General features: G+C 42.0%; 23 protein-coding genes. 18 read left to right on the forward strand and 5 right to left on the reverse strand.

The features are described from left to right. Positions 1-148: 148 nt before the first annotated feature. Genes MHB85_RS04880 through MHB85_RS04890 form a run of 3 tightly spaced genes read left to right on the forward strand, consistent with a single transcriptional unit; the run spans position 149 to position 1,825 of the window. Positions 149-469, forward strand: a complete 321-nt coding sequence (locus tag MHB85_RS04880; protein ID WP_341072519.1) for a hypothetical protein — start codon at positions 149-151, stop codon at positions 467-469. 54 nt (positions 470-523) lie between these two features. Beyond that, positions 524-1,048 (forward strand): PsbP-related protein, encoded by a 525-nt coding sequence (locus MHB85_RS04885; RefSeq protein WP_341072520.1) that lies wholly within the window; start codon positions 524-526, stop codon positions 1,046-1,048. A 45-nt stretch (positions 1,049-1,093) separates the two neighbouring features. Next, a complete protein-coding gene (locus MHB85_RS04890) occupies positions 1,094-1,825 on the forward strand; it encodes a restriction endonuclease (protein WP_341072521.1) in 732 nt (243 codons plus the stop codon). Between the two features lie 80 nt (positions 1,826-1,905). On the opposite strand, the gene MHB85_RS04895 is transcribed toward MHB85_RS04890, so the two are convergent. Then, positions 1,906-2,247: a helix-turn-helix domain-containing protein gene (locus MHB85_RS04895; protein WP_341072522.1), complete on the reverse strand. Its 342-nt coding sequence runs from the start codon at positions 2,245-2,247 to the stop codon at positions 1,906-1,908. A gap of 141 nt (positions 2,248-2,388) precedes the next feature. Between MHB85_RS04895 and MHB85_RS04900 the strand changes: the two genes are divergently transcribed. The 10 genes from MHB85_RS04900 to MHB85_RS04945 all read left to right on the forward strand — a co-directional run bounded on the left by MHB85_RS04900 (position 2,389) and on the right by MHB85_RS04945 (position 10,695). Then, complete coding sequence (locus MHB85_RS04900) at positions 2,389-2,904, forward strand: HEPN domain-containing protein (RefSeq protein WP_341072523.1); 516 nt, start codon at positions 2,389-2,391, stop codon at positions 2,902-2,904. A gap of 497 nt (positions 2,905-3,401) precedes the next feature. Further along, positions 3,402-4,643, forward strand: coding sequence for a WXG100 family type VII secretion target (locus tag MHB85_RS04905; RefSeq protein ID WP_341072524.1), 1,242 nt, complete (start codon positions 3,402-3,404; stop codon positions 4,641-4,643). Next, complete coding sequence (locus tag MHB85_RS04910) at positions 4,643-5,128, forward strand: hypothetical protein (RefSeq protein ID WP_341072526.1); 486 nt, start codon at positions 4,643-4,645, stop codon at positions 5,126-5,128. Before MHB85_RS04905 ends, MHB85_RS04910 begins: the two co-directional genes overlap by 1 nt. A 60-nt stretch (positions 5,129-5,188) precedes the next feature. Beyond that, on the forward strand, positions 5,189-5,656 hold the full coding sequence (locus MHB85_RS04915) for a hypothetical protein (RefSeq protein ID WP_341072527.1): 468 nt from the start codon (positions 5,189-5,191) through the stop codon (positions 5,654-5,656). A 40-nt stretch (positions 5,657-5,696) separates the two neighbouring features. Continuing rightward, positions 5,697-6,194, forward strand: a complete 498-nt coding sequence (locus tag MHB85_RS04920) for a hypothetical protein (protein WP_341072528.1) — start codon at positions 5,697-5,699, stop codon at positions 6,192-6,194. Positions 6,195-6,422: 228 nt separating this feature from the next. Next, positions 6,423-6,749, forward strand: coding sequence for a nucleoside triphosphate pyrophosphohydrolase (locus tag MHB85_RS04925; protein WP_341072529.1), 327 nt, complete (start codon positions 6,423-6,425; stop codon positions 6,747-6,749). Continuing rightward, positions 6,733-9,171, forward strand: a complete 2,439-nt coding sequence (locus MHB85_RS04930; RefSeq protein ID WP_341072530.1) for a DEAD/DEAH box helicase family protein — start codon at positions 6,733-6,735, stop codon at positions 9,169-9,171. Before MHB85_RS04925 ends, MHB85_RS04930 begins: the two co-directional genes overlap by 17 nt. Positions 9,172-9,192: 21 nt before the next feature. Continuing rightward, the gene (locus tag MHB85_RS04935) at positions 9,193-9,489 is read left to right on the forward strand and encodes an EndoU domain-containing protein (RefSeq protein ID WP_341072531.1); all 297 of its coding nucleotides are present in this window, start codon (positions 9,193-9,195) and stop codon (positions 9,487-9,489) included. A gap of 12 nt (positions 9,490-9,501) precedes the next feature. After that, entirely contained in the window at positions 9,502-9,813 is a 312-nt protein-coding gene (locus MHB85_RS04940; protein ID WP_339189563.1) for a hypothetical protein, read from the forward strand. 522 nt (positions 9,814-10,335) lie between these two features. Further along, positions 10,336-10,695 carry a hypothetical protein gene (locus MHB85_RS04945; protein WP_017690437.1) on the forward strand — a complete coding sequence of 120 codons (360 nt, stop codon included), beginning with the start codon at positions 10,336-10,338 and terminating at the stop codon, positions 10,693-10,695. A gap of 24 nt (positions 10,696-10,719) precedes the next feature. Here the strand turns inward: MHB85_RS04945 and MHB85_RS04950 are convergent, their stop codons facing one another. Beyond that, positions 10,720-10,944, reverse strand: coding sequence for a hypothetical protein (locus MHB85_RS04950; protein WP_341072534.1), 225 nt, complete (start codon positions 10,942-10,944; stop codon positions 10,720-10,722). Positions 10,945-11,133: 189 nt separating this feature from the next. On the opposite strand from MHB85_RS04950, the gene MHB85_RS04955 reads away from it, so the two are divergent. The 5 genes from MHB85_RS04955 (at position 11,134) to MHB85_RS04975 (ending at position 13,555) form a co-directional block, all read left to right on the forward strand. Next, complete coding sequence (locus MHB85_RS04955) at positions 11,134-11,442, forward strand: nucleoside triphosphate pyrophosphohydrolase (protein ID WP_341072535.1); 309 nt, start codon at positions 11,134-11,136, stop codon at positions 11,440-11,442. Then, entirely contained in the window at positions 11,426-11,710 is a 285-nt protein-coding gene (locus MHB85_RS04960; RefSeq protein WP_341072536.1) for a hypothetical protein, read from the forward strand. Before MHB85_RS04955 ends, MHB85_RS04960 begins: the two co-directional genes overlap by 17 nt. Before the next feature lie 51 nt (positions 11,711-11,761). Beyond that, a complete protein-coding gene (locus MHB85_RS04965) occupies positions 11,762-11,899 on the forward strand; it encodes a hypothetical protein (RefSeq protein ID WP_341072537.1) in 138 nt (45 codons plus the stop codon). A gap of 339 nt (positions 11,900-12,238) precedes the next feature. Beyond that, positions 12,239-13,153, forward strand: a complete 915-nt coding sequence (locus tag MHB85_RS04970; protein ID WP_341072539.1) for a hypothetical protein — start codon at positions 12,239-12,241, stop codon at positions 13,151-13,153. 159 nt (positions 13,154-13,312) lie between these two features. Beyond that, positions 13,313-13,555, forward strand: coding sequence for a hypothetical protein (locus MHB85_RS04975; RefSeq protein ID WP_341072540.1), 243 nt, complete (start codon positions 13,313-13,315; stop codon positions 13,553-13,555). A 15-nt stretch (positions 13,556-13,570) separates the two neighbouring features. Here MHB85_RS04975 and MHB85_RS04980 read toward each other — a convergent pair whose 3' ends face one another. Genes MHB85_RS04980 through MHB85_RS04990 form a run of 3 tightly spaced genes read right to left on the reverse strand, consistent with a single transcriptional unit; the run spans position 13,571 to position 16,555 of the window. Continuing rightward, complete coding sequence (locus tag MHB85_RS04980) at positions 13,571-14,338, reverse strand: MerR family transcriptional regulator (protein ID WP_341072541.1); 768 nt, start codon at positions 14,336-14,338, stop codon at positions 13,571-13,573. Further along, positions 14,313-15,239 carry a DUF2268 domain-containing protein gene (locus tag MHB85_RS04985; protein ID WP_341072542.1) on the reverse strand — a complete coding sequence of 309 codons (927 nt, stop codon included), beginning with the start codon at positions 15,237-15,239 and terminating at the stop codon, positions 14,313-14,315. The genes MHB85_RS04980 and MHB85_RS04985 overlap by 26 nt, the downstream gene beginning before the upstream one ends. A gap of 59 nt (positions 15,240-15,298) precedes the next feature. Further along, on the reverse strand, positions 15,299-16,555 hold the full coding sequence (locus MHB85_RS04990; protein WP_192132732.1) for an MFS transporter: 1,257 nt from the start codon (positions 16,553-16,555) through the stop codon (positions 15,299-15,301). Between the last annotated feature and the right edge of the window lie 136 nt (positions 16,556-16,691).

Here is a 16,691-nt window from a genome sequence, read left to right on the forward strand (position 1 = left end):
AGCAGGTTTTATTATTCAAAATTGTAATTAATGGTGGAAATGTGAGGATTTATGTTGGATAATGATTCTATAAGCCTAGTTCTCATTCGATAGTCTGATCTATTAGAACTACGTGTGAATAGAGATAAATAAGGAAGGTGATAAAGACATGGAAAGTGATGAAGTACATACCTCAAGTAAGAAAAGTGGAAATTATAAATTTTGGATCGTAATGGGATTTATATTGATTTTGCTTGCCGTGACAAACCCAAGCAAAGAAGATTTTGTTGAGTGGGTCGTAAACTCTTCAATAGAAGAGTCAGATAATGAATGGGTCAGTGCAGGGATCAATTTGTTTGGGAGTCCAGTGATAAATGGCGTTACTACGCAACAAGATCTAATATTTGTTTCTATTTTTAAAATGGAGCTTGGAACAGAAAAAACTTCTACATTGGGTTTCGGAAGACGCTTTTTCATTAGACTTCCTTAATTCTAGAAATAAGGAAATATTGCTATACAGCTATTTGGATAGGAGAATAATACGATGAAGTATTTAATATTCATAATGTTGATCATTGTAATTACAGGCTGTGATTCTAGTAACGATCTGACTAACAAAGTAAATACTATAACTACTGAATCAAGTACATATGAGAGTGTTAAAAATGAGAACATCAATGTGGAGTGGACCACATATCTTAACAGCAGATTCGGCTTCAGTATTAGTTATCCTGGTGATTGGATAGCAGGAGAGGAATCAGATAATGGGGATGGAAAGCAGCTATATGTGGGCAACCCGGATATTGATATTCGAGTATATGGTAGTCATGTTTTCGAAGGTATAGAAGATTCAGTATCAGAATCGATGAAATATCAAAGTTTAAAACTCGATAGCGGGGTAAAGGCAGATATGTGGGTTGGTTATGAGGATGGGATGGTTTTACTGGAGTTATCCTGGATGTCTGATGATGAAATTGAGTACAACTCCTACGTTAAAGTATCAAAAGATTTTTTTGATGAAAACGAAAAAACTATACTTCGTATTGCTAAAAGTATGAAAGCCATTTAAAAGGTAAATCGGTTATATTTTATAAGTTCTAAGGAGAATAAGTGAATGAATGAGATTATATGGCTCGTTATTGGTGTTGTTACATTATCAGTTGTTGCTGGACTATTACAGCCTTCTAAAAAGAAAAAAAAAAAGTCCAAACCACGGAAGAAACAGACTACTAAAAAAACTGTGAGTAGCGGATTTAATCGTGCCTCCTCTACGTGCAGATCTGACGAAATAATTCTAACTCTATCATTAGATAAAATGACGGGAGCAGAGTTCGAACGTTTACTTACGCTCTATTTTAGAGACAACGGTTATACTGTAAAAGAAGTAGGCGTTGGGGGTAAAGATGGAGGAGTAGATCTGGTTATTACAGATAAGCGCGGTGAAAAAACAGCTGTTCAAGCCAAGTGTTATGCTGATCATAATAAGGTGCAAGTAATGACTGTTCGTGAGCTGGTAGGTGCGAAAAGGAATCATGACTGTATTTTGTCTCTGATCGTGACGACATCTGATCTTACGGGTCCAGCAAGAAAAGAAGCCGATCAATTCAAAGTGGATTATTGGCACGGTGGTTTAGTAGACAGCAAGCTACGCAGTTGGGGGAGATGGAAGCCTTCCAATAGAAAAGTAAAAACTACTACGACCAAGAAAGAGCAATCTATATCTAAAACCGTATCTAATATCAAGTGCAGTTGTGGTGCTGCAATGGTTAAACGTAAGAATAAAGCTGGGGCGGAATTTTGGGGATGTAGCAGCTACCCTACCTGTAGAAAAACGAAAGCTATCTGAGTGACCTCACTAAAATGACGGAGAAAACAAAGGCAAAGCAGCTTGTAAGCTGCCTTGCCTTTGTTTTTATATGTTCAAGATCACTTTAATATTTCCCGTATCACATTTTTGGTTAGTTGAATGCTCTCTGGGGAAGCATCTCTCAGCATGGCTACAATCTCCTGTATAACTACTTCTGACTCTGTGAAGTGAATGTCTTCATCAACATAAGCGAAGAGCTGTATTAAATTTACTTCAAGTGACACAGCGATCTTTGCCAAGTTCACCAAAGAAACATTCTTTTCTCCACGTTCAATCTGTCCTATGTATGAAAAATGAAATCCACCTTTTTCTCCGAGGGATTCCTGTGAATACCCTCTTTCTTTGCGTAATGCGCGAATTCTGGCTCCGACCAGCTTCAAAACTTCTCTGTCTTCGTTCATGGTATTCACCTCTCTATGTTCAAAAGTGTAGACAAGTTTCCTCAAGGTAAACACCAAACGAAGAATATAAATAATTTATTTGATTACTATAGGTATCATTTTATTGTATAATACTGGTATTAACTCTTTGGAGGGATGACAATGGCAAGAAATTGGTCCATACCCGAAGCACATTGTAATCACCAAGTAGATTTTACCCCACGTTTACAAGACCATGATATCTCCACACAACCTAGATCCAAACGAACTCCTGCTTACCACATGCTACATACTACAATATTGGACTATCACCAACATGCTAAGTATCATCTCAAACTTGCCACCATCATGCGTAATCACAATCAGTTCAAAGCCTGCCTGATTCTCTGCGATTGGGCTCTAGCCTCCATGAGTAAGGCGCTTTATATCCATAAGTATCATTCAGTTCATCCACCCAAGGAACTCACCATGAACGAAATCTTGCCTCTAGTGTATACGGACACTGAATCCGAATTGGATATCGCTTTGTTCATCGGTACGATGCAACATATGTCATCCCTAGCAGATTACCCGAACGACCAGCCACTAGAACTAGACAACATCGAAAAGCTTCTTCAACGAACAGAAGAGATATTGGACGAGTTAGCCACTCGATTGAAGGATGATTCATCAGGGTAAGATGTTTTTTTAATTGATCATTTAGGTTAAATGTTTGATTTATCTGTGTTAGTAGGTGTACATTTTGAAAAGAGTAATTGCTATCGCGTTTTTCATATTATCTATAATGGAATTGGTTACATTAATCCTAATTGGTAAAAGCTTGATGACCGGGTACATGGAACCGAGTACATTTAGCGGGATAATTTCATTCCCACTAGGCGCTACGTACCTCTCGATCTGGATGTTCTTTTCACGGCAAGAGTTTACCGGAGGGCGAGTCGCGACACAGATTAGTTTTACAGCGGCATTGTTGACTTTGTGCCCGTTGGTGTGTTTGTTAATTATTTTCTATTAAATCAAGAGATTAAGAAGATTTCCTTTGAATTAGGACCTATGAAGTACGTTGTTGGAAATATTGTTATGGTGGGAAATGAAAAATCAGGATGTTAGAAGGATATATATACATCAAGCTTCTGCTAACATGGTAAAATCCTATTTCAAACGCGGAGAATGATATGAGTACAATTAAAGTGACACCAGAGCAACTGCTGCATGTATCCAGACAGATCGAGCAGGGCAGGCAGCAGTTGGAGGGTATACGTAATGACCTGACCGCACGGATCGGATTCATCCAGTCTCAGTGGGCGGGAGCAACGCAGGAACAGTTTTTCTATGATTTTCAGCAGTCACGTTCAGTACTTGATCGAGCACTGGAAAGTATGGTTAAGTCATCCCAAGATCTGTTCGCGATTGCCGAGAGATTCGAACAAGCAGATCAGGAACAGGTGAGCTTGGGAGCCGTTGCTGGGCAGATTGCTGCCCACACAATGATGAATCATAATATAGGTAACACAGAAGAACAAAGACGAATGGTATATAATCCTTTGTTTGGAGTTAACATGCCCGCAAGTGAAGCGGAGGATGGTATGCCAGGGCAAAAGGAGTTTGTTAAGTATTGGGAACAGGGTGGCACCTATGAAGAAATGAGAGCTGGACCGAAGCAACCGGAGTCTGGTGGTGGAGATATATATGATGAACAGATCAGCGCATTTAAGGAAAATCATCATCCCGTAACTGGAGATTCCATACCAGCATGGCAAGCAGCAGTTTCTATAGGAGGTTTACAGACTGCTAAGCTCGTGTTGGCTTTTACAGGAACGTATAATAAGGGGTATAAGGTTCCGAAAGAAGGATTAGGATTACCGAAAGACAGAAAAGTAACGCCTAATCACCTTCAAAGCAAAATATTGCACGATAACCCAATGGTCAGCAAAACGAACAAAGGTTTAGAAGTGGAGTATGCTAACCAAGCTGGAAACAAAATCGTTTGGGTAGAGCACAATCCCAAAAATATTACCAATGCTATAGAAGCTGCAAAACATAGCCGAGACACAGGGAAAGTTGTTGAAGGAAAAGTTGGTGAATTTGTAGATCGGCATGTCGGGGTAACTGGATTTGGGGTGGAAATTAAAAATGCAGATAATAAATTAAGAGTTACGGATTTGGATGTTGTAACGAACTCACAAATTATTGAAGTGAAAAAGTCAGCGGGAGCAGTGAAAACAGACCAAATAGATAGATTAGTGGATACAAATAATAAAGAGTTTTTCAATTACAAGAAGAAGGAAGTTATTTTATATATAGACGCGCCACTAGAAAATACGGGTCGAATTGCATCTGAGAAAATCGAATATATAAAGAGTAAGGGTGTCAAAGTGGTTAACTCGTTAGAAGAATTAAGGGAGGTACTGAAGTAATGGCATCTGCTTTTGTTTTAGTAGAAGAAAATAGTAATATTCCCATTGCGCGTTTGATCCAGGATATACAAGAAGCTTGTCTGGAAGCAAAATTAACTTTAGTTTTTGGAGTTGAAAATACGGATTCAGAACTGAACATGAAACATTGCTCCTTGGGAATTACTCATTCAGACAAAGAAGAGTTGGGCCATAGTGAGCAAAAGAATAACATCAGAGTCGATGTATATGATGAACCTGTTCAATATCAATATAGAGAATTGGAATGGAGAGATGATGGGAGAGTATATTTTAACACGCTGATTTTAGATGAAGTTTATCAAAATGAAGAGGTTACTCTAACCTTTCTATATCATTTTCTTATGAGACAGCCACAGATGGTTATATGGATCGAGGAAGACTGGATATATACCTTATCTGATCTGGAGAAAATTCTGAAAACTACAATTCATTCCGAATGGTGTTATGTGAATCCCGATTCGATTTGAGTAATTATGAGACATAAAATCAACAGCCCATGATTCGTACTCTCAAGTGAGGTGGGTATCGTGTCAAAAAGTATTTATCTAAAAAGCAAGGAAGAGGTGTCTGCACCGGAACTTATGGCGTATACCTTGGCCAAATTAGGTTCGTATGAATGGAATAGAACAGAGATGTATAATTCGAATCGGATATATGAGAATCCTGCGGGTTTCTATTTTAGATTCCATAACGCTGATCAGCTTTACGAGGAATTAAAGCATTGTATTCAGCACTTTAAGGGAAACCTTGAGTGGATGATCTATGTAAGTCCTTTAACCAAAAATCAAAATTATGTCATTGAGCCAGCAGATGTGCACCATGCTAAACAAACTGAGGCATATCAAGTGAATTTGGAACTTGAGGAAGTGCTTCAAGATTCATATAAAGAAATCTGTGAGCAAGCCATTCAAGACATTCCATTGTTATGTAATCATATTGAGCAATGGTTTGGGTTGGAACATAAGCAACTACATCCGCCTACAATACCGAATTAATGTGATATGAAGAATTACCTGATGTAAGAGGGTTTGTATTGTGCAAAGTTTAGAAATCATTTTAATTGATTTTAACAAAAATAATCTGGATCGATTCATTAAGAATGATTTGAACATTCAGGTGGATCAGGTCAAAAGTTCTCACTTTTATGATAACCGTAGTGAAAAGGATAATGAATTTCAGCAAATAGAGAGCCTTGAAGAGATTCTTTCTCCTAAGGGAACGGGGAATATATTATTGTCTCAGCTTAACCTAGGTCATGCCTTTAATGACGTGATGATTGTATTTTCATTCGATGAGGAATCTGGAGATATCGTTATGAATTTTCCTGAAGAGGAGTTGTTCAGCGGAGAAAATTCAGAGACAACGTTAAAAGCTCACAAGTTAATAGAGTATATTCTTGATATTAAGAACAAGTATGCAATTGAGAAGGTTAGAATCGGTCATGAACCAGCTATGGATGATGACACTTGCTTGGTCGAGATTGATATAGAAATGATGGATACGAATGTGATTGTCTCAAAACTGTTGGCTTAGAATCCTTCTGAACCAGAGTTTGATGCAGAAAAATTAGACATTACGAATTACCGAACGCCCATTTCAACTCGAATACGAGTAGTCATGGGCTATTTTTAACTCCTCATTCCAATCCAACCACTTTACAAAATCCACCCATCCCTCCCCATAGCAAATGGTATAATGGCAAAAAGGGAGATTCTGGCGCAAAGCTGGAAAACCTCCAAAGCAGAAAGGATGTTATACCACATGCCTACATACAACAAATTGGTGCGGGACAAGATTCCACATATTATCACAACCAGTGGGAAGGAGTGCCGCACACGCATTCTGGACCCAGAGGAATATAAGCAAGAACTAAGAACAAAGCTGCGAGAAGAATCAGATGAGTACATGAGTGCAGGAACCGATCAGGAAGCACTGGAAGAACTAGCCGACATGCTGGAGGTCATCCGGGCGCTGGCGGAGGTGCATGGAGCCAATGCGGCGCAACTGGATAAGCTACGGGCGGATAAGGCTGAGGCACGCGGTGGATTTCAGGAGAGAGTGTATCTGATCGATGTCGACGAAGCTTAACGTTAAACTCATTACAGATAACTTGGCAGACGAACTGATTGCCCGGATGCAGCATGCATCCGGGATTTATATTATGACGTCCTTTATTATGCAGTCTGGTGTGAAGCTGCTTGCTCCGCATTTGAAACGGGCAGCAGAACGTGGGGCAGAAGTGCGGATGCTCGCGGGAGACTATCTGTATATCACACAGCCCGAAGGTTTGCGGGCACTTTGTGAGGTTGATCCACGAATTGAGACACGGCTGTGGCGAAGTATGGGCACTTCTTTTCACCCGAAAGCGTATCTGTTCGATCATGACAACGGGGAGGGACTACTGATTGTCGGCTCGTCAAACTTTTCGTTCACGGCGCCGAGGACGGGATATGAATGGAATCTGGCGATGAATGCGGAGGCGGAGCCGTATACGTTCCAGTCGGCTTTGGATAAGTTCATGCAGAGCTTCTACCACGAGACAACCCTGCCGGTGAACCCGGATTCGATTGCGCTGTATGAAGAAGAGTACCGAAAGTATCACCAGAAGAACCCGGAGATGATCCAGCGCATCACGGAGATGGAAGAAGCGGAATTTGGCACAGGTCTACCTGAGGACAAAGAGGAAGAAGCCGCCGAGCTGTCGCTTGTGCCGATCCAGCCGCGTTTGGCGCAGTTGGATGCGCTTGAAGCACTCCATGGCACGATGGAGGAGCAGTACGACAAAGCGATGGTCGTCATGGCGACAGGGCTTGGCAAAACGTATCTGGCGGGTTTCTTCGCGCAGCGGTTCCAGCGGGTGTTGTTTGTGGCGCATCGGGAAGAGATTCTGTTCCAGGCGAAGAAGTCCTTTCAACGGATCATGCCGGATCGTACTCATGGGATTTACAACGGGCAGTATAAAGATGGAACGGCAGACTGTGTGTATGCTTCGATCTTTACGCTGAGTATGCAGAAGCACCGGGATGGTTTTGCGGTGGATGCATTTGATCTGATCGTGGTGGACGAATTCCATCATGCGGCGGCGAAGACATATATGTCGGTGATTGAGCATTTTCAGCCGAAGTTCCTTCTGGGCATTACGGCGACCCCAGATCGACTGGATGGCAAAGATGTGTATGCGCTCTGTGATGGGAATGTGGCGTACCAGATGCATTTTATCGAAGCGATCCGGCGAGGATGGCTGGCGCCATTTCAATATTACGGGGTATTCGACGATACGGACTACTCGCAGATTCGCTGGATCGGGACGAAGTATGATGAAGAACAGCTCATGGCTGTTCAGTTGCAAGAGGAGCATGTGGAGACCATCTGTGAAGCCTGGCGGCGGCACAAGCAGACGAGAACAATTGGCTTTTGCTCGTCGATCCGTCAGGCGGACTATTTGGCTGCGTATTTTCGCAGTCAAGACGTGAAGGTGCTCAGTCTGCATTCGCGCACATCGGAGATGTCGCGGGAGGAAGCCATTCGCCAGCTTGATGCGGGTGAGCTGGAGGTTGTGTTGACGGTGGATCTGTTTAATGAGGGGACAGATATTCCGCGTGTGGACACGCTACTCTTTGTGCGTCCAACGGAGTCACTCACCGTGTTCACCCAGCAGGTAGGGCGCGGCCTACGGCTGGCGGAAGGCAAATCACATTGTGTCATTATCGACCTGATCGGGAACTACCGAAATGCGGATGTGAAACTGAGTCTGCTGGATGTGCGTGGGGAGCTGGAAGGAACCGCGAAAGACCCGGATTCGGCTGTGCCGGAAGTTCCGGCTAACTGTGGAATTCATCTGGAGACGAAGGTAGTGAACCTGCTTCAGGAGCTAAGCCGCAAACGGCTGCCGCGCCGCGAGAAGCTGCATCAGGATTTTCTGGATGTGAAACGAGAGTTGGGGCGTATTCCGACGTATCTGGAGCTGCATCTGATAGGACGTTCGAAGAGTATCGGGTACCGGAACGAATTTGGCTCCTATGTTGGATTTCTCTATTGGGCGGAACTGCTGTCCCCTGCTGAGGGAGAGGTAGACGTTCGGCATGAGGCGTGGCTGCGTGATGTGGAGAAGACGGTCATGAACAAAAGCTACAAAATGATCGTGCTGCTGTACATGCTGGAGCGGGGCGAAGCGCACTGGATGGACCCAATCACCCCGAGTGAGATGGCAAGGTTTTTCCATACGTATCTGACGGAGAAGGAGTACCGGAAACGGAAGGACTTTTCGGACAAAGGTAAACTTGCGCTATGGGAATGGAATGAGAAGACGGCAACGGAGATTGAGAAGTTGATAATTGAAATGCCCATGTCCAAGTGGAGTGGGGCGAAGGGCAGCATGACACGATTCGAGGATGGACTGTTCTCGCTGAATGTGCAGGTGAAGGATGCCGAGGAACAGGCGGTGTTATATCGCTGGACGAAGGAGATTTGTCAGTATCGTTTGCATGCGTATTTTGAGCGGGGACAATAGAATAATGCAAGAAAAGGTACTTTGAATAAAATCACATTTAACATTATTAAAGAATATGCAAACGGTGTACGAGTTGGTAATATACCGAACCACAAAAATAAAGCAAAGAGAAGTGGAGAGGGCCAAGCATGGTTCCCTAAGGAGTGGACATCGGAAGATATCAAAAAGTCAGGTGAGCATATAGCAAATCTGCCTGAGAATAGAGTTAAAGGTGATAGCGAATGGATGTTTGGAAACTATAACGATGTTAGAGTGGGAGTGATCAACAACGATGGTCAGATTGGAACGATTACTCTAGATAATTCAAGACCACCGTGAGGAGAGTAAGACATGGTAGACTACAGTGAAAAAGTTATCTCATTAATAAAGAAGAGAAAAGATTTACACCCCGACGATCCTGCTATTCAAACGATATGGAATGAGATGGTAGACATTCTAAAAGAGAATGAGCAGAGTGCCATATCATTTCTAAATCAATGCGGAGAAGAAGATTTATATTGGCTGAGTGAGATATTTGAAGATCTATCTTCTGAATTTCAAAGTCGAGCATTTATAGATTGTCTTCTTCAATTGCAAAAGAAGTATCCTGATCTGGATATGGAGCAGGATATAGAATATGCGATTCAATCCATTGAGGAATAATAAAAAAATAAGCCTATTTCAACTCCTATAGGGAGTAGTCATGGGCTATTTTTATATCCTCAATCCAATCGACTACTTTACAAAATCAACCGATCCCTTCAGTTGAAAGTATCCAAGCCGTGAAATCTATAATTTTGTTCCTGAAGTTGCAGATCTTTATTTATTCTATCGCATTTCAGCATAATCAAAGTATTCTGATGAATCAGCAAATACTTTTTACATGTAGAGCTTATCGTAATCAAAGACAGAACGTTTTTTAGATGGATTAAGGTAAAGTATATGACATCTGGTTACGGGCTACCGCCGCTTTGCAGGCGCTTCTTCCAAGTATTTTTAACTTTCCTACGACTATACTTCTGACATAAATGATAATTAACAGAATTTCATGATGAATTACATAGTTTGGCGTGGACAATAAAAAAACATTATTGGTAATATTATGTACATATTCGTGCTTTAAATTCTTGCTGTTCGAATTTTCCGGATTATGAGATAACAACATTTGTAGTGGGAGGTTTTTTTATGAGAAGGACTTTTGTATTCATTCTGACTTCAATGTTGTTACTTGTGGCATGCTCAAACTCAGGTCATAATGAACTTCAAAGTTGGGCATTTGATGTCGTAACTTGGGAGAATGGGATTTACAAGGTGACAACTGAAACTGTTACTACAACTGATGTGGAAATCGAAATTGGAACAATTAAAAAATACTCTACAAATGAAAGTAATAAATTACCGAATCTGTTCTCCAACAAGTATAAAAAAGGGACAAAATTATTTAAAGTAAAAAATGTAGAGACAGACGATTATATTGCAGTAAAAGATAATGAGACTTACTATAGAGCAGTAAAGATGGATGGAATGAATACAGCGGCCAATTAAGGCCGCTGTATTCATTCCATCATTTTAATGTGTAGATTCCTCTATAAGTGTCAATTCAGAGATGATCTTAAGACTTTGTAAATTTATAAGCTGCTCATTAGTTCCCACTTTAAAAATACTCACATCCTCATTGATTGGAATATACCCATTGTCGCCAATTTTCTTTAAATAGAGAATTACACTATCATTTTCAACAAGAGGAGTTGTTCCATGATATTTGACTACAACATTTTTATCTTCACCACTCATTTGATAGAGTGTGACTTTTTGGTTGAGTAAAGCAGAATCACCCTTTAGAACTTTTTGGATGTTTATTTCGGACTTTTGCTTATAATCATAAAATTTCTCACCCGTTACAACTGTACCGTTTTGGGCTGTTACTTTTGCCTTAACAACCAGTTCCAGAGTGCATTACGATCCTAGAGGCCGTTATCGCACATGGCTGGCAAATTGATGAGTACCTTGAGAAGATACTTTCATACAATGAACCCTACACGCATTCTGGACCCGGAGGAATATAAGCAAGAACTAAGAACAAAGCTGCAAGAAGAATCGGAAGAATACATGAGTGCAGGAAGCGATCAGGAAGCACTAGAAGAACTAGCCGACATGCTGGAGGTCATCCGGGCGCTGGCGGAGGTGCATAGAGCGAATGCGGCACAGCTGGATAAGCTTCGGGCAGACAAAGCCGAGGCGCGTGGTGGATTTCAGGAGAGAGTGTATCTGATCGATGTCGACGAAGCTTAACGTTAAACTCATTACAGATAACTTGGCAGACAAACTGATTGCCCGGATGCAGTATGCATCCGGGATTTATATTATGACGTCCTTTATTATGCAGTCCGGGGTGAAACTGCTGGCCCCGCACTTAAAGCGGGCGGCTGAGCGTGGGGCAGAAGTGCGGATGCTCGCGGGAGACTATCTGTATATCACACAGCCCGAAGGTTTGCGGGCACTTTGTGAGGTTGATCCACGAATTGAGACACGGCTGTGGCGAAGTATGGACACGGATTGAGAAACTGATTATCGACATGCCGATGTCATGTGGAGTGGGGCGAAGGGCAGCATGACACGATTCGAGGATGGACTGTTCTCGCTGAATGTGCAGGTGAAGGATGCGGCGGACAAGGCGTTACTGTATCGTTGGACGAAGGAGATGTGTCAGTATCGGTTGCATGCGTATTTTGAGCGGGGAGAATGGTAATCTCTTGCGGTTAGATTAATTGAAGATGTTTTATAAACTATAAGTGGCAATGAAGCTGGTAGTATATAAGCTTTATTGCCACTTATAGTTTTTGTCGATTACTTGATTGAGATATTAGTTTTTAAATTCATAGATAGCCAGAATGATAATGGCAATTAGTGCTATAAGAAAGAAAATAAAAAGGGCAGTTAAAAGCCCGTAACCTAGTATAGAAGCTAACTTTGCAATTAATTTTTTCATGGAAAACAACCTTTCTATTATGAATTAAATTTACAAAATATCTTATATATGATAATATCATACATGTAAATAAATAACATATAGAGAAGGAGAAGTGAAATGAATAATTCTAGTAAGCTACTAAAACCAATACTTGCGTTCTCGTTACTGTCTGCAGCATTTATGCCTTATGCTATTTCTAGTAATACTACTTATGCAGATTCCCTCTCAGTCGAAGCATCAACTCCTATCACGAATGGGGTAAATAATGCCTGGACAGATGGTACTGTAAATAATGAACAATTGAAAGAAGAAGCAGATTTATCGACTTGGAATATAAGATATGACGATGAGGCAAAGACGGTCTTGAAGAGTATTAAAAGCAACAATATATCTGCTTTAAAAGCTCAGGCCCAACAAGAGGCTGAGGCCAAATTTTTGGAAGAAGTTCAACAATTCCAGTCTTCTACAAATGCCAATGATCAATTGAATTTTGCAGCGGCAGCAGAAAAAACAAAAGCACAGTATCGTTCTGATTTTAATTTGGTAGCGCTATCACTAGGCTCTTTCTCTTGCCCTTTTGCAGGACAAGCTCTTAGAAATTCGCTTCAGGATTCTCCTTCAGCACTCGATTATGCTGCAGGTAGCAGTCGTTCAAATGCATGGTCACTAACTTCAGCTTACACTACAGTTTCGATACCTATTGCCAAAGCGATTGATAATGCAAATGCTGCTGGGAAAACATTTGTTTCTGGTGATTCCAGTGTGGCTACAAGCGCTGGAAACGCGGGTTTGGATTTTTATCTAGCTCTCGGTAAAGTTACTGTTAGTTGGGCAGCTGAAAAAGTGAGTGGAAGCTGGAAAGTATATATTCATACGTATGATAAGTATGATTTTCAAGATAAGACTGTACCAAGCAGCTTCCCGAACAACATAATTACTATTGCAAACAATGAAGGCGCTAAAGCTCAAGCAGCCGGAGCAATTGTTCCTTATTTCATTCACATCTACACTCAACAGAATTACAAACCTTAATTTGGAATTGTTACTTATTAGTATATAACACTTTAAAAAGAGTTTAGTTTCCCATTTTTAACAAAAGATTGACTCTGAACTCTGGAGTCAATCTTTTTTGACTTATGGAGACCCAGGTGGTGAACCTGCTTCAGGGGCTAAGCCGCAAACGGCTATAAGATGATCTTGCTGCTGTACATGCTGGAGCGAGGTGAAGCCAACTGGATGGACCCGATCACACCGGGGGAGATGATAAGGTTCTTCCATACGTACCTGACGGAGAAAGAGTACCGGAAACGGAAAGACTTTTCGGACAAAGGTAAACTTGCGCTATGGGAATGGAATGAGAAGACGGCAACAGGGATTGAGAAACTGATTATCGCATGCCGATGTCTATGTGGAGCGGGGCGAAGAGCAGCATGAGGCGATTCGAAGAGACTATACTTCTTTACTCTCCACATAAACCATAATCGCTTGATACAAAAACCTCAAAAATCCTTGATCACCAAAATGATGAAAATAACCCGCATAGCGACGATCCGTCGTATAGGCCTCCGCAATACATCTCAGAATCTCAGCATCACAGACCATAAACTGCTCCAGACAACTCTTCCATTCACCCACTAATACTTGCACCTCACCAGAATCAGGAGATAGATCCTGATGCTTCGCCAACTCCCGAAATACCTGCTCCATATTAACCGAAAACTGCTGGTAGGCTTTTTCTTGCTCTTCCGCAGACAGTTGGTTCACATTGGCTTCAAATTCCTGATATTTCTCGGTGTCTCCATATACAAACTTCGCCTCGGATTCATATTGTTCTTGAATAGACAGAATGGAAGAGTCGTCAAACAGATGAAGATGAGAGATATCCGTTCCATCTACATACTCGTCCAACTGGTCGATGATGGTTTCGAGCTTTTGTTTGCGTTGAACCAGTGTACTGCGATGCTCTCTTAAAATATCTTTCTGTTCATCTTTGGAGAGCTGCATCATAGCTGCAATGTCTTTTAATGAGAAATTCATTTCTTTGAACAATAGAATCATCTGCAGTTTCCCGAGTGCCTCTTGATCGTAATACCGATAGCCATTGTCCTCGACTTTGCTAGGTTTCAAGAGATCCGTTTTATCGTAATAGTGTAATGCGCGTTTGGTGATGCCTGTGATCTGAATAATATCTTTAACGGTGAAATAGGGTGTCTTCATTCCAAAAGTCCTTTGTTTCAGCAAGGATGACACTTGCCGGAGTGATGGTTGCTTCAGTGATTGGTGTACCTGTTTTGTTCAGATAATATTGGATTAGGTGATAACCGCAGGCATAGCCAGCCGCATAGGGCATACCTACGGGCGTGAAGTTTTGCATTGTGGCAAGTTCATCGCCGTATAGATACGGATTAATCTGGTCAAAACCGGTGACATGCAGCTGATCTTTCATTTGCGGCTTGATTACGTTGTTCAAAGTCTCCATATCCGTTTTGGCTACCCAAGGGCCTAGCCACTCTGCTCCATACAGGGACGTCGCAAAGCTCTCAGCCAACCCCTCGCTAACAACCATTTCCCCAAGTGTAATCTGTGGATTCCACTGGATATATTGGTACCTCACATTATGATTGCATTCATGGGCTAACACGGATTGCATACGAGGTAGAGTATATCTATTCGGGATTAGGTTCGCAATAATGTAACCTGGGATTCCACCGTCTCCGCTGATACCTTCGTTCATGGTCAGTGAAGGGCTATTCTTATCACCCAATAAAATCGTATATAGATATTCGGAGACCGATAGCTCAATCCCGTGCTCTATAAAGGTGGATAGACTCGTATGAACAGCTTCATGACACTGTTGCCAAAATGCTTCAGACGAAATCGCTGCTAACGATTCGTTAATCTCAGATGTGATATCTGTGGGAGCGATGTTCAACAAATTATTCATCATGATCACGTCGAAGCCATTAGGCTCTTGAGATTGAAACGGGATCTGTTGAATGTTCCATTTGTTCATAAAAGGACTCATCATTCGCTCGCGGTATAACTCCAATTTTTCATCGGGTGCAGCCTGGATGATCTCCTCATAGATTTGATCTGAACGTAACGCGGTAATCTTCATACCTGATCTCTCCTTTTTATTCGCTTGAGATCATTATCAAGTATGACCTAACGTAACAGTCAAGCGTTGATGTTGCGCTGCTGGTTCTCTGAATGACTCTTCATCTTCATGGTAAATACCAGCGCAGACAGGATATAGATTAGGCTTAACAAGAGATAAGGGAGTTGCAGCGAGAATACACGATCGAACGTCGTTTCACTAACCCGCACCAATAATCCGCCGAGAAGCGTACCAATAGCACTAATGCCAAAGGACAGAAAGCGAAACACACTTCCAACCCGGCCGAGCATCTCATTAGGAACGGAACGCTGCAGGATGGAGGAACGGGTAACATTGTAGACGATGATGAAAAATGCAGCACAGAAATACAGGCCACCTACCAAGTACGCATTAGTAGTAAGACCAACCACACCGTAGATGATTCCCATGCACAGAATGGAGGAGATAATTAATTGTTTTGTACTCCATTTCTTGCGCATATATGCAACAGCCTGGCTTCCTACAATGCTGCCGATCGTTGCGATGGAGATGAGTATACCGAATGCAAAAGCATCCAACTGAAGCACGTCTCGTACAAAGAAGATCTGAGTAGACAGAATGATGGAATACATCAGCGTAATGGTGACAGACAGAATGGCTAATCCGCGGAGAAAACGATCATGATAGACATATTGAATACCGGACCACATCTCGCGTTTCCAATTATTCATCGGGCGAACTTCCTTCCTGGTTGTTTCGGTATCCCCCGGGTAAAAGTTTCCCTTCATACTGATTAAAAAGAGCAGAGCAATAACAGCCGTTACGGCGTCTATGGCAAAAGGAAAAACAATATGCAGGGTGATGATGAACCCTCCCAGCGCAACGCCCAGAATATCACTTGTGATTAACTGTCCAGCGGTGAACTGCCCATTCGCTTTCTCCAACTTACTCTCATCTACCAGTTGAGGGATGGCCGTCTGCACCGTACTGTCGAATACGACCCGGCTAAGCCCGATCCCGAACATGAACAGAGCCAGAATCGGAATGCTCACCCATCCTCCCCAGATACATAACGTCAGAGCAAGCAGAAGAATCATTCGTGTAAAACCAGCCCCAATCAGCATATGTTTGCGTGAGTACCGGTCGATGAGAACACCCACGGGCAGACTGAAGAGAAGCCATGGTAAACGAAGTGCCGTCATGGTGACAGAGGCATACAGCGTATCGCTTGTAAGTGTTGAAATGAGCCAGGGAACGGCAGCTAGCGTAAGTCCATCACCCAAAAATGTAAGCGAAAATGCACCGAATAGCTTGTTATAGTTCGACTTAATTTTCATCGTTCCCTCCACCAATAAGATGTAAAGCATAGCTATAATAAGATTGGGAAATAATGTGTTTTCACTTAATAACAATGTAAGTTATTGCAAAATGGATTTCAATCCTATTTTTACATTAAATAACTTCACAAAACGC

Origin of the sequence: Paenibacillus sp. FSL K6-4396 (genome assembly GCF_038002525.1) — a bacterium.
In the GTDB taxonomy this organism is placed as follows: domain Bacteria; phylum Bacillota; class Bacilli; order Paenibacillales; family Paenibacillaceae; genus Paenibacillus; species Paenibacillus amylolyticus_B.

Excerpts from the sequence above, each read along its gene's own strand:
- MHB85_RS04880 (WP_341072519.1), top strand. The coding sequence starts at position 149 with ATGGAAAGTGATGAAGTACATACCTCAAGTAAGAAAAGTGGAAATTAT.
- MHB85_RS04975 (WP_341072540.1), top strand. The coding sequence starts at position 13,313 with ATGATCTTGCTGCTGTACATGCTGGAGCGAGGTGAAGCCAACTGGATG.
- MHB85_RS04965 (WP_341072537.1), top strand. The coding sequence starts at position 11,762 with ATGACACGATTCGAGGATGGACTGTTCTCGCTGAATGTGCAGGTGAAG.
- MHB85_RS04950 (WP_341072534.1), bottom strand. The coding sequence starts at position 10,944 with ATGAGTGGTGAAGATAAAAATGTTGTAGTCAAATATCATGGAACAACT.
- MHB85_RS04940 (WP_339189563.1), top strand. The coding sequence starts at position 9,502 with ATGGTAGACTACAGTGAAAAAGTTATCTCATTAATAAAGAAGAGAAAA.
- MHB85_RS04925 (WP_341072529.1), top strand. The coding sequence starts at position 6,423 with ATGCCTACATACAACAAATTGGTGCGGGACAAGATTCCACATATTATC.
- MHB85_RS04905 (WP_341072524.1), top strand. The coding sequence starts at position 3,402 with ATGAGTACAATTAAAGTGACACCAGAGCAACTGCTGCATGTATCCAGA.
- MHB85_RS04980 (WP_341072541.1), bottom strand. The coding sequence starts at position 14,338 with ATGAAGACACCCTATTTCACCGTTAAAGATATTATTCAGATCACAGGC.
- MHB85_RS04900 (WP_341072523.1), top strand. The coding sequence starts at position 2,389 with ATGGCAAGAAATTGGTCCATACCCGAAGCACATTGTAATCACCAAGTA.
- MHB85_RS04970 (WP_341072539.1), top strand. The coding sequence starts at position 12,239 with ATGAATAATTCTAGTAAGCTACTAAAACCAATACTTGCGTTCTCGTTA.
- MHB85_RS04945 (WP_017690437.1), top strand. The coding sequence starts at position 10,336 with ATGAGAAGGACTTTTGTATTCATTCTGACTTCAATGTTGTTACTTGTG.
- MHB85_RS04955 (WP_341072535.1), top strand. The coding sequence starts at position 11,134 with ATGGCTGGCAAATTGATGAGTACCTTGAGAAGATACTTTCATACAATG.
- MHB85_RS04930 (WP_341072530.1), top strand. The coding sequence starts at position 6,733 with ATGTCGACGAAGCTTAACGTTAAACTCATTACAGATAACTTGGCAGAC.
- MHB85_RS04910 (WP_341072526.1), top strand. The coding sequence starts at position 4,643 with ATGGCATCTGCTTTTGTTTTAGTAGAAGAAAATAGTAATATTCCCATT.
- MHB85_RS04985 (WP_341072542.1), bottom strand. The coding sequence starts at position 15,239 with ATGAAGATTACCGCGTTACGTTCAGATCAAATCTATGAGGAGATCATC.
- MHB85_RS04890 (WP_341072521.1), top strand. The coding sequence starts at position 1,094 with ATGAATGAGATTATATGGCTCGTTATTGGTGTTGTTACATTATCAGTT.
- MHB85_RS04990 (WP_192132732.1), bottom strand. The coding sequence starts at position 16,555 with ATGAAAATTAAGTCGAACTATAACAAGCTATTCGGTGCATTTTCGCTT.
- MHB85_RS04960 (WP_341072536.1), top strand. The coding sequence starts at position 11,426 with ATGTCGACGAAGCTTAACGTTAAACTCATTACAGATAACTTGGCAGAC.
- MHB85_RS04885 (WP_341072520.1), top strand. The coding sequence starts at position 524 with ATGAAGTATTTAATATTCATAATGTTGATCATTGTAATTACAGGCTGT.
- MHB85_RS04895 (WP_341072522.1), bottom strand. The coding sequence starts at position 2,247 with ATGAACGAAGACAGAGAAGTTTTGAAGCTGGTCGGAGCCAGAATTCGC.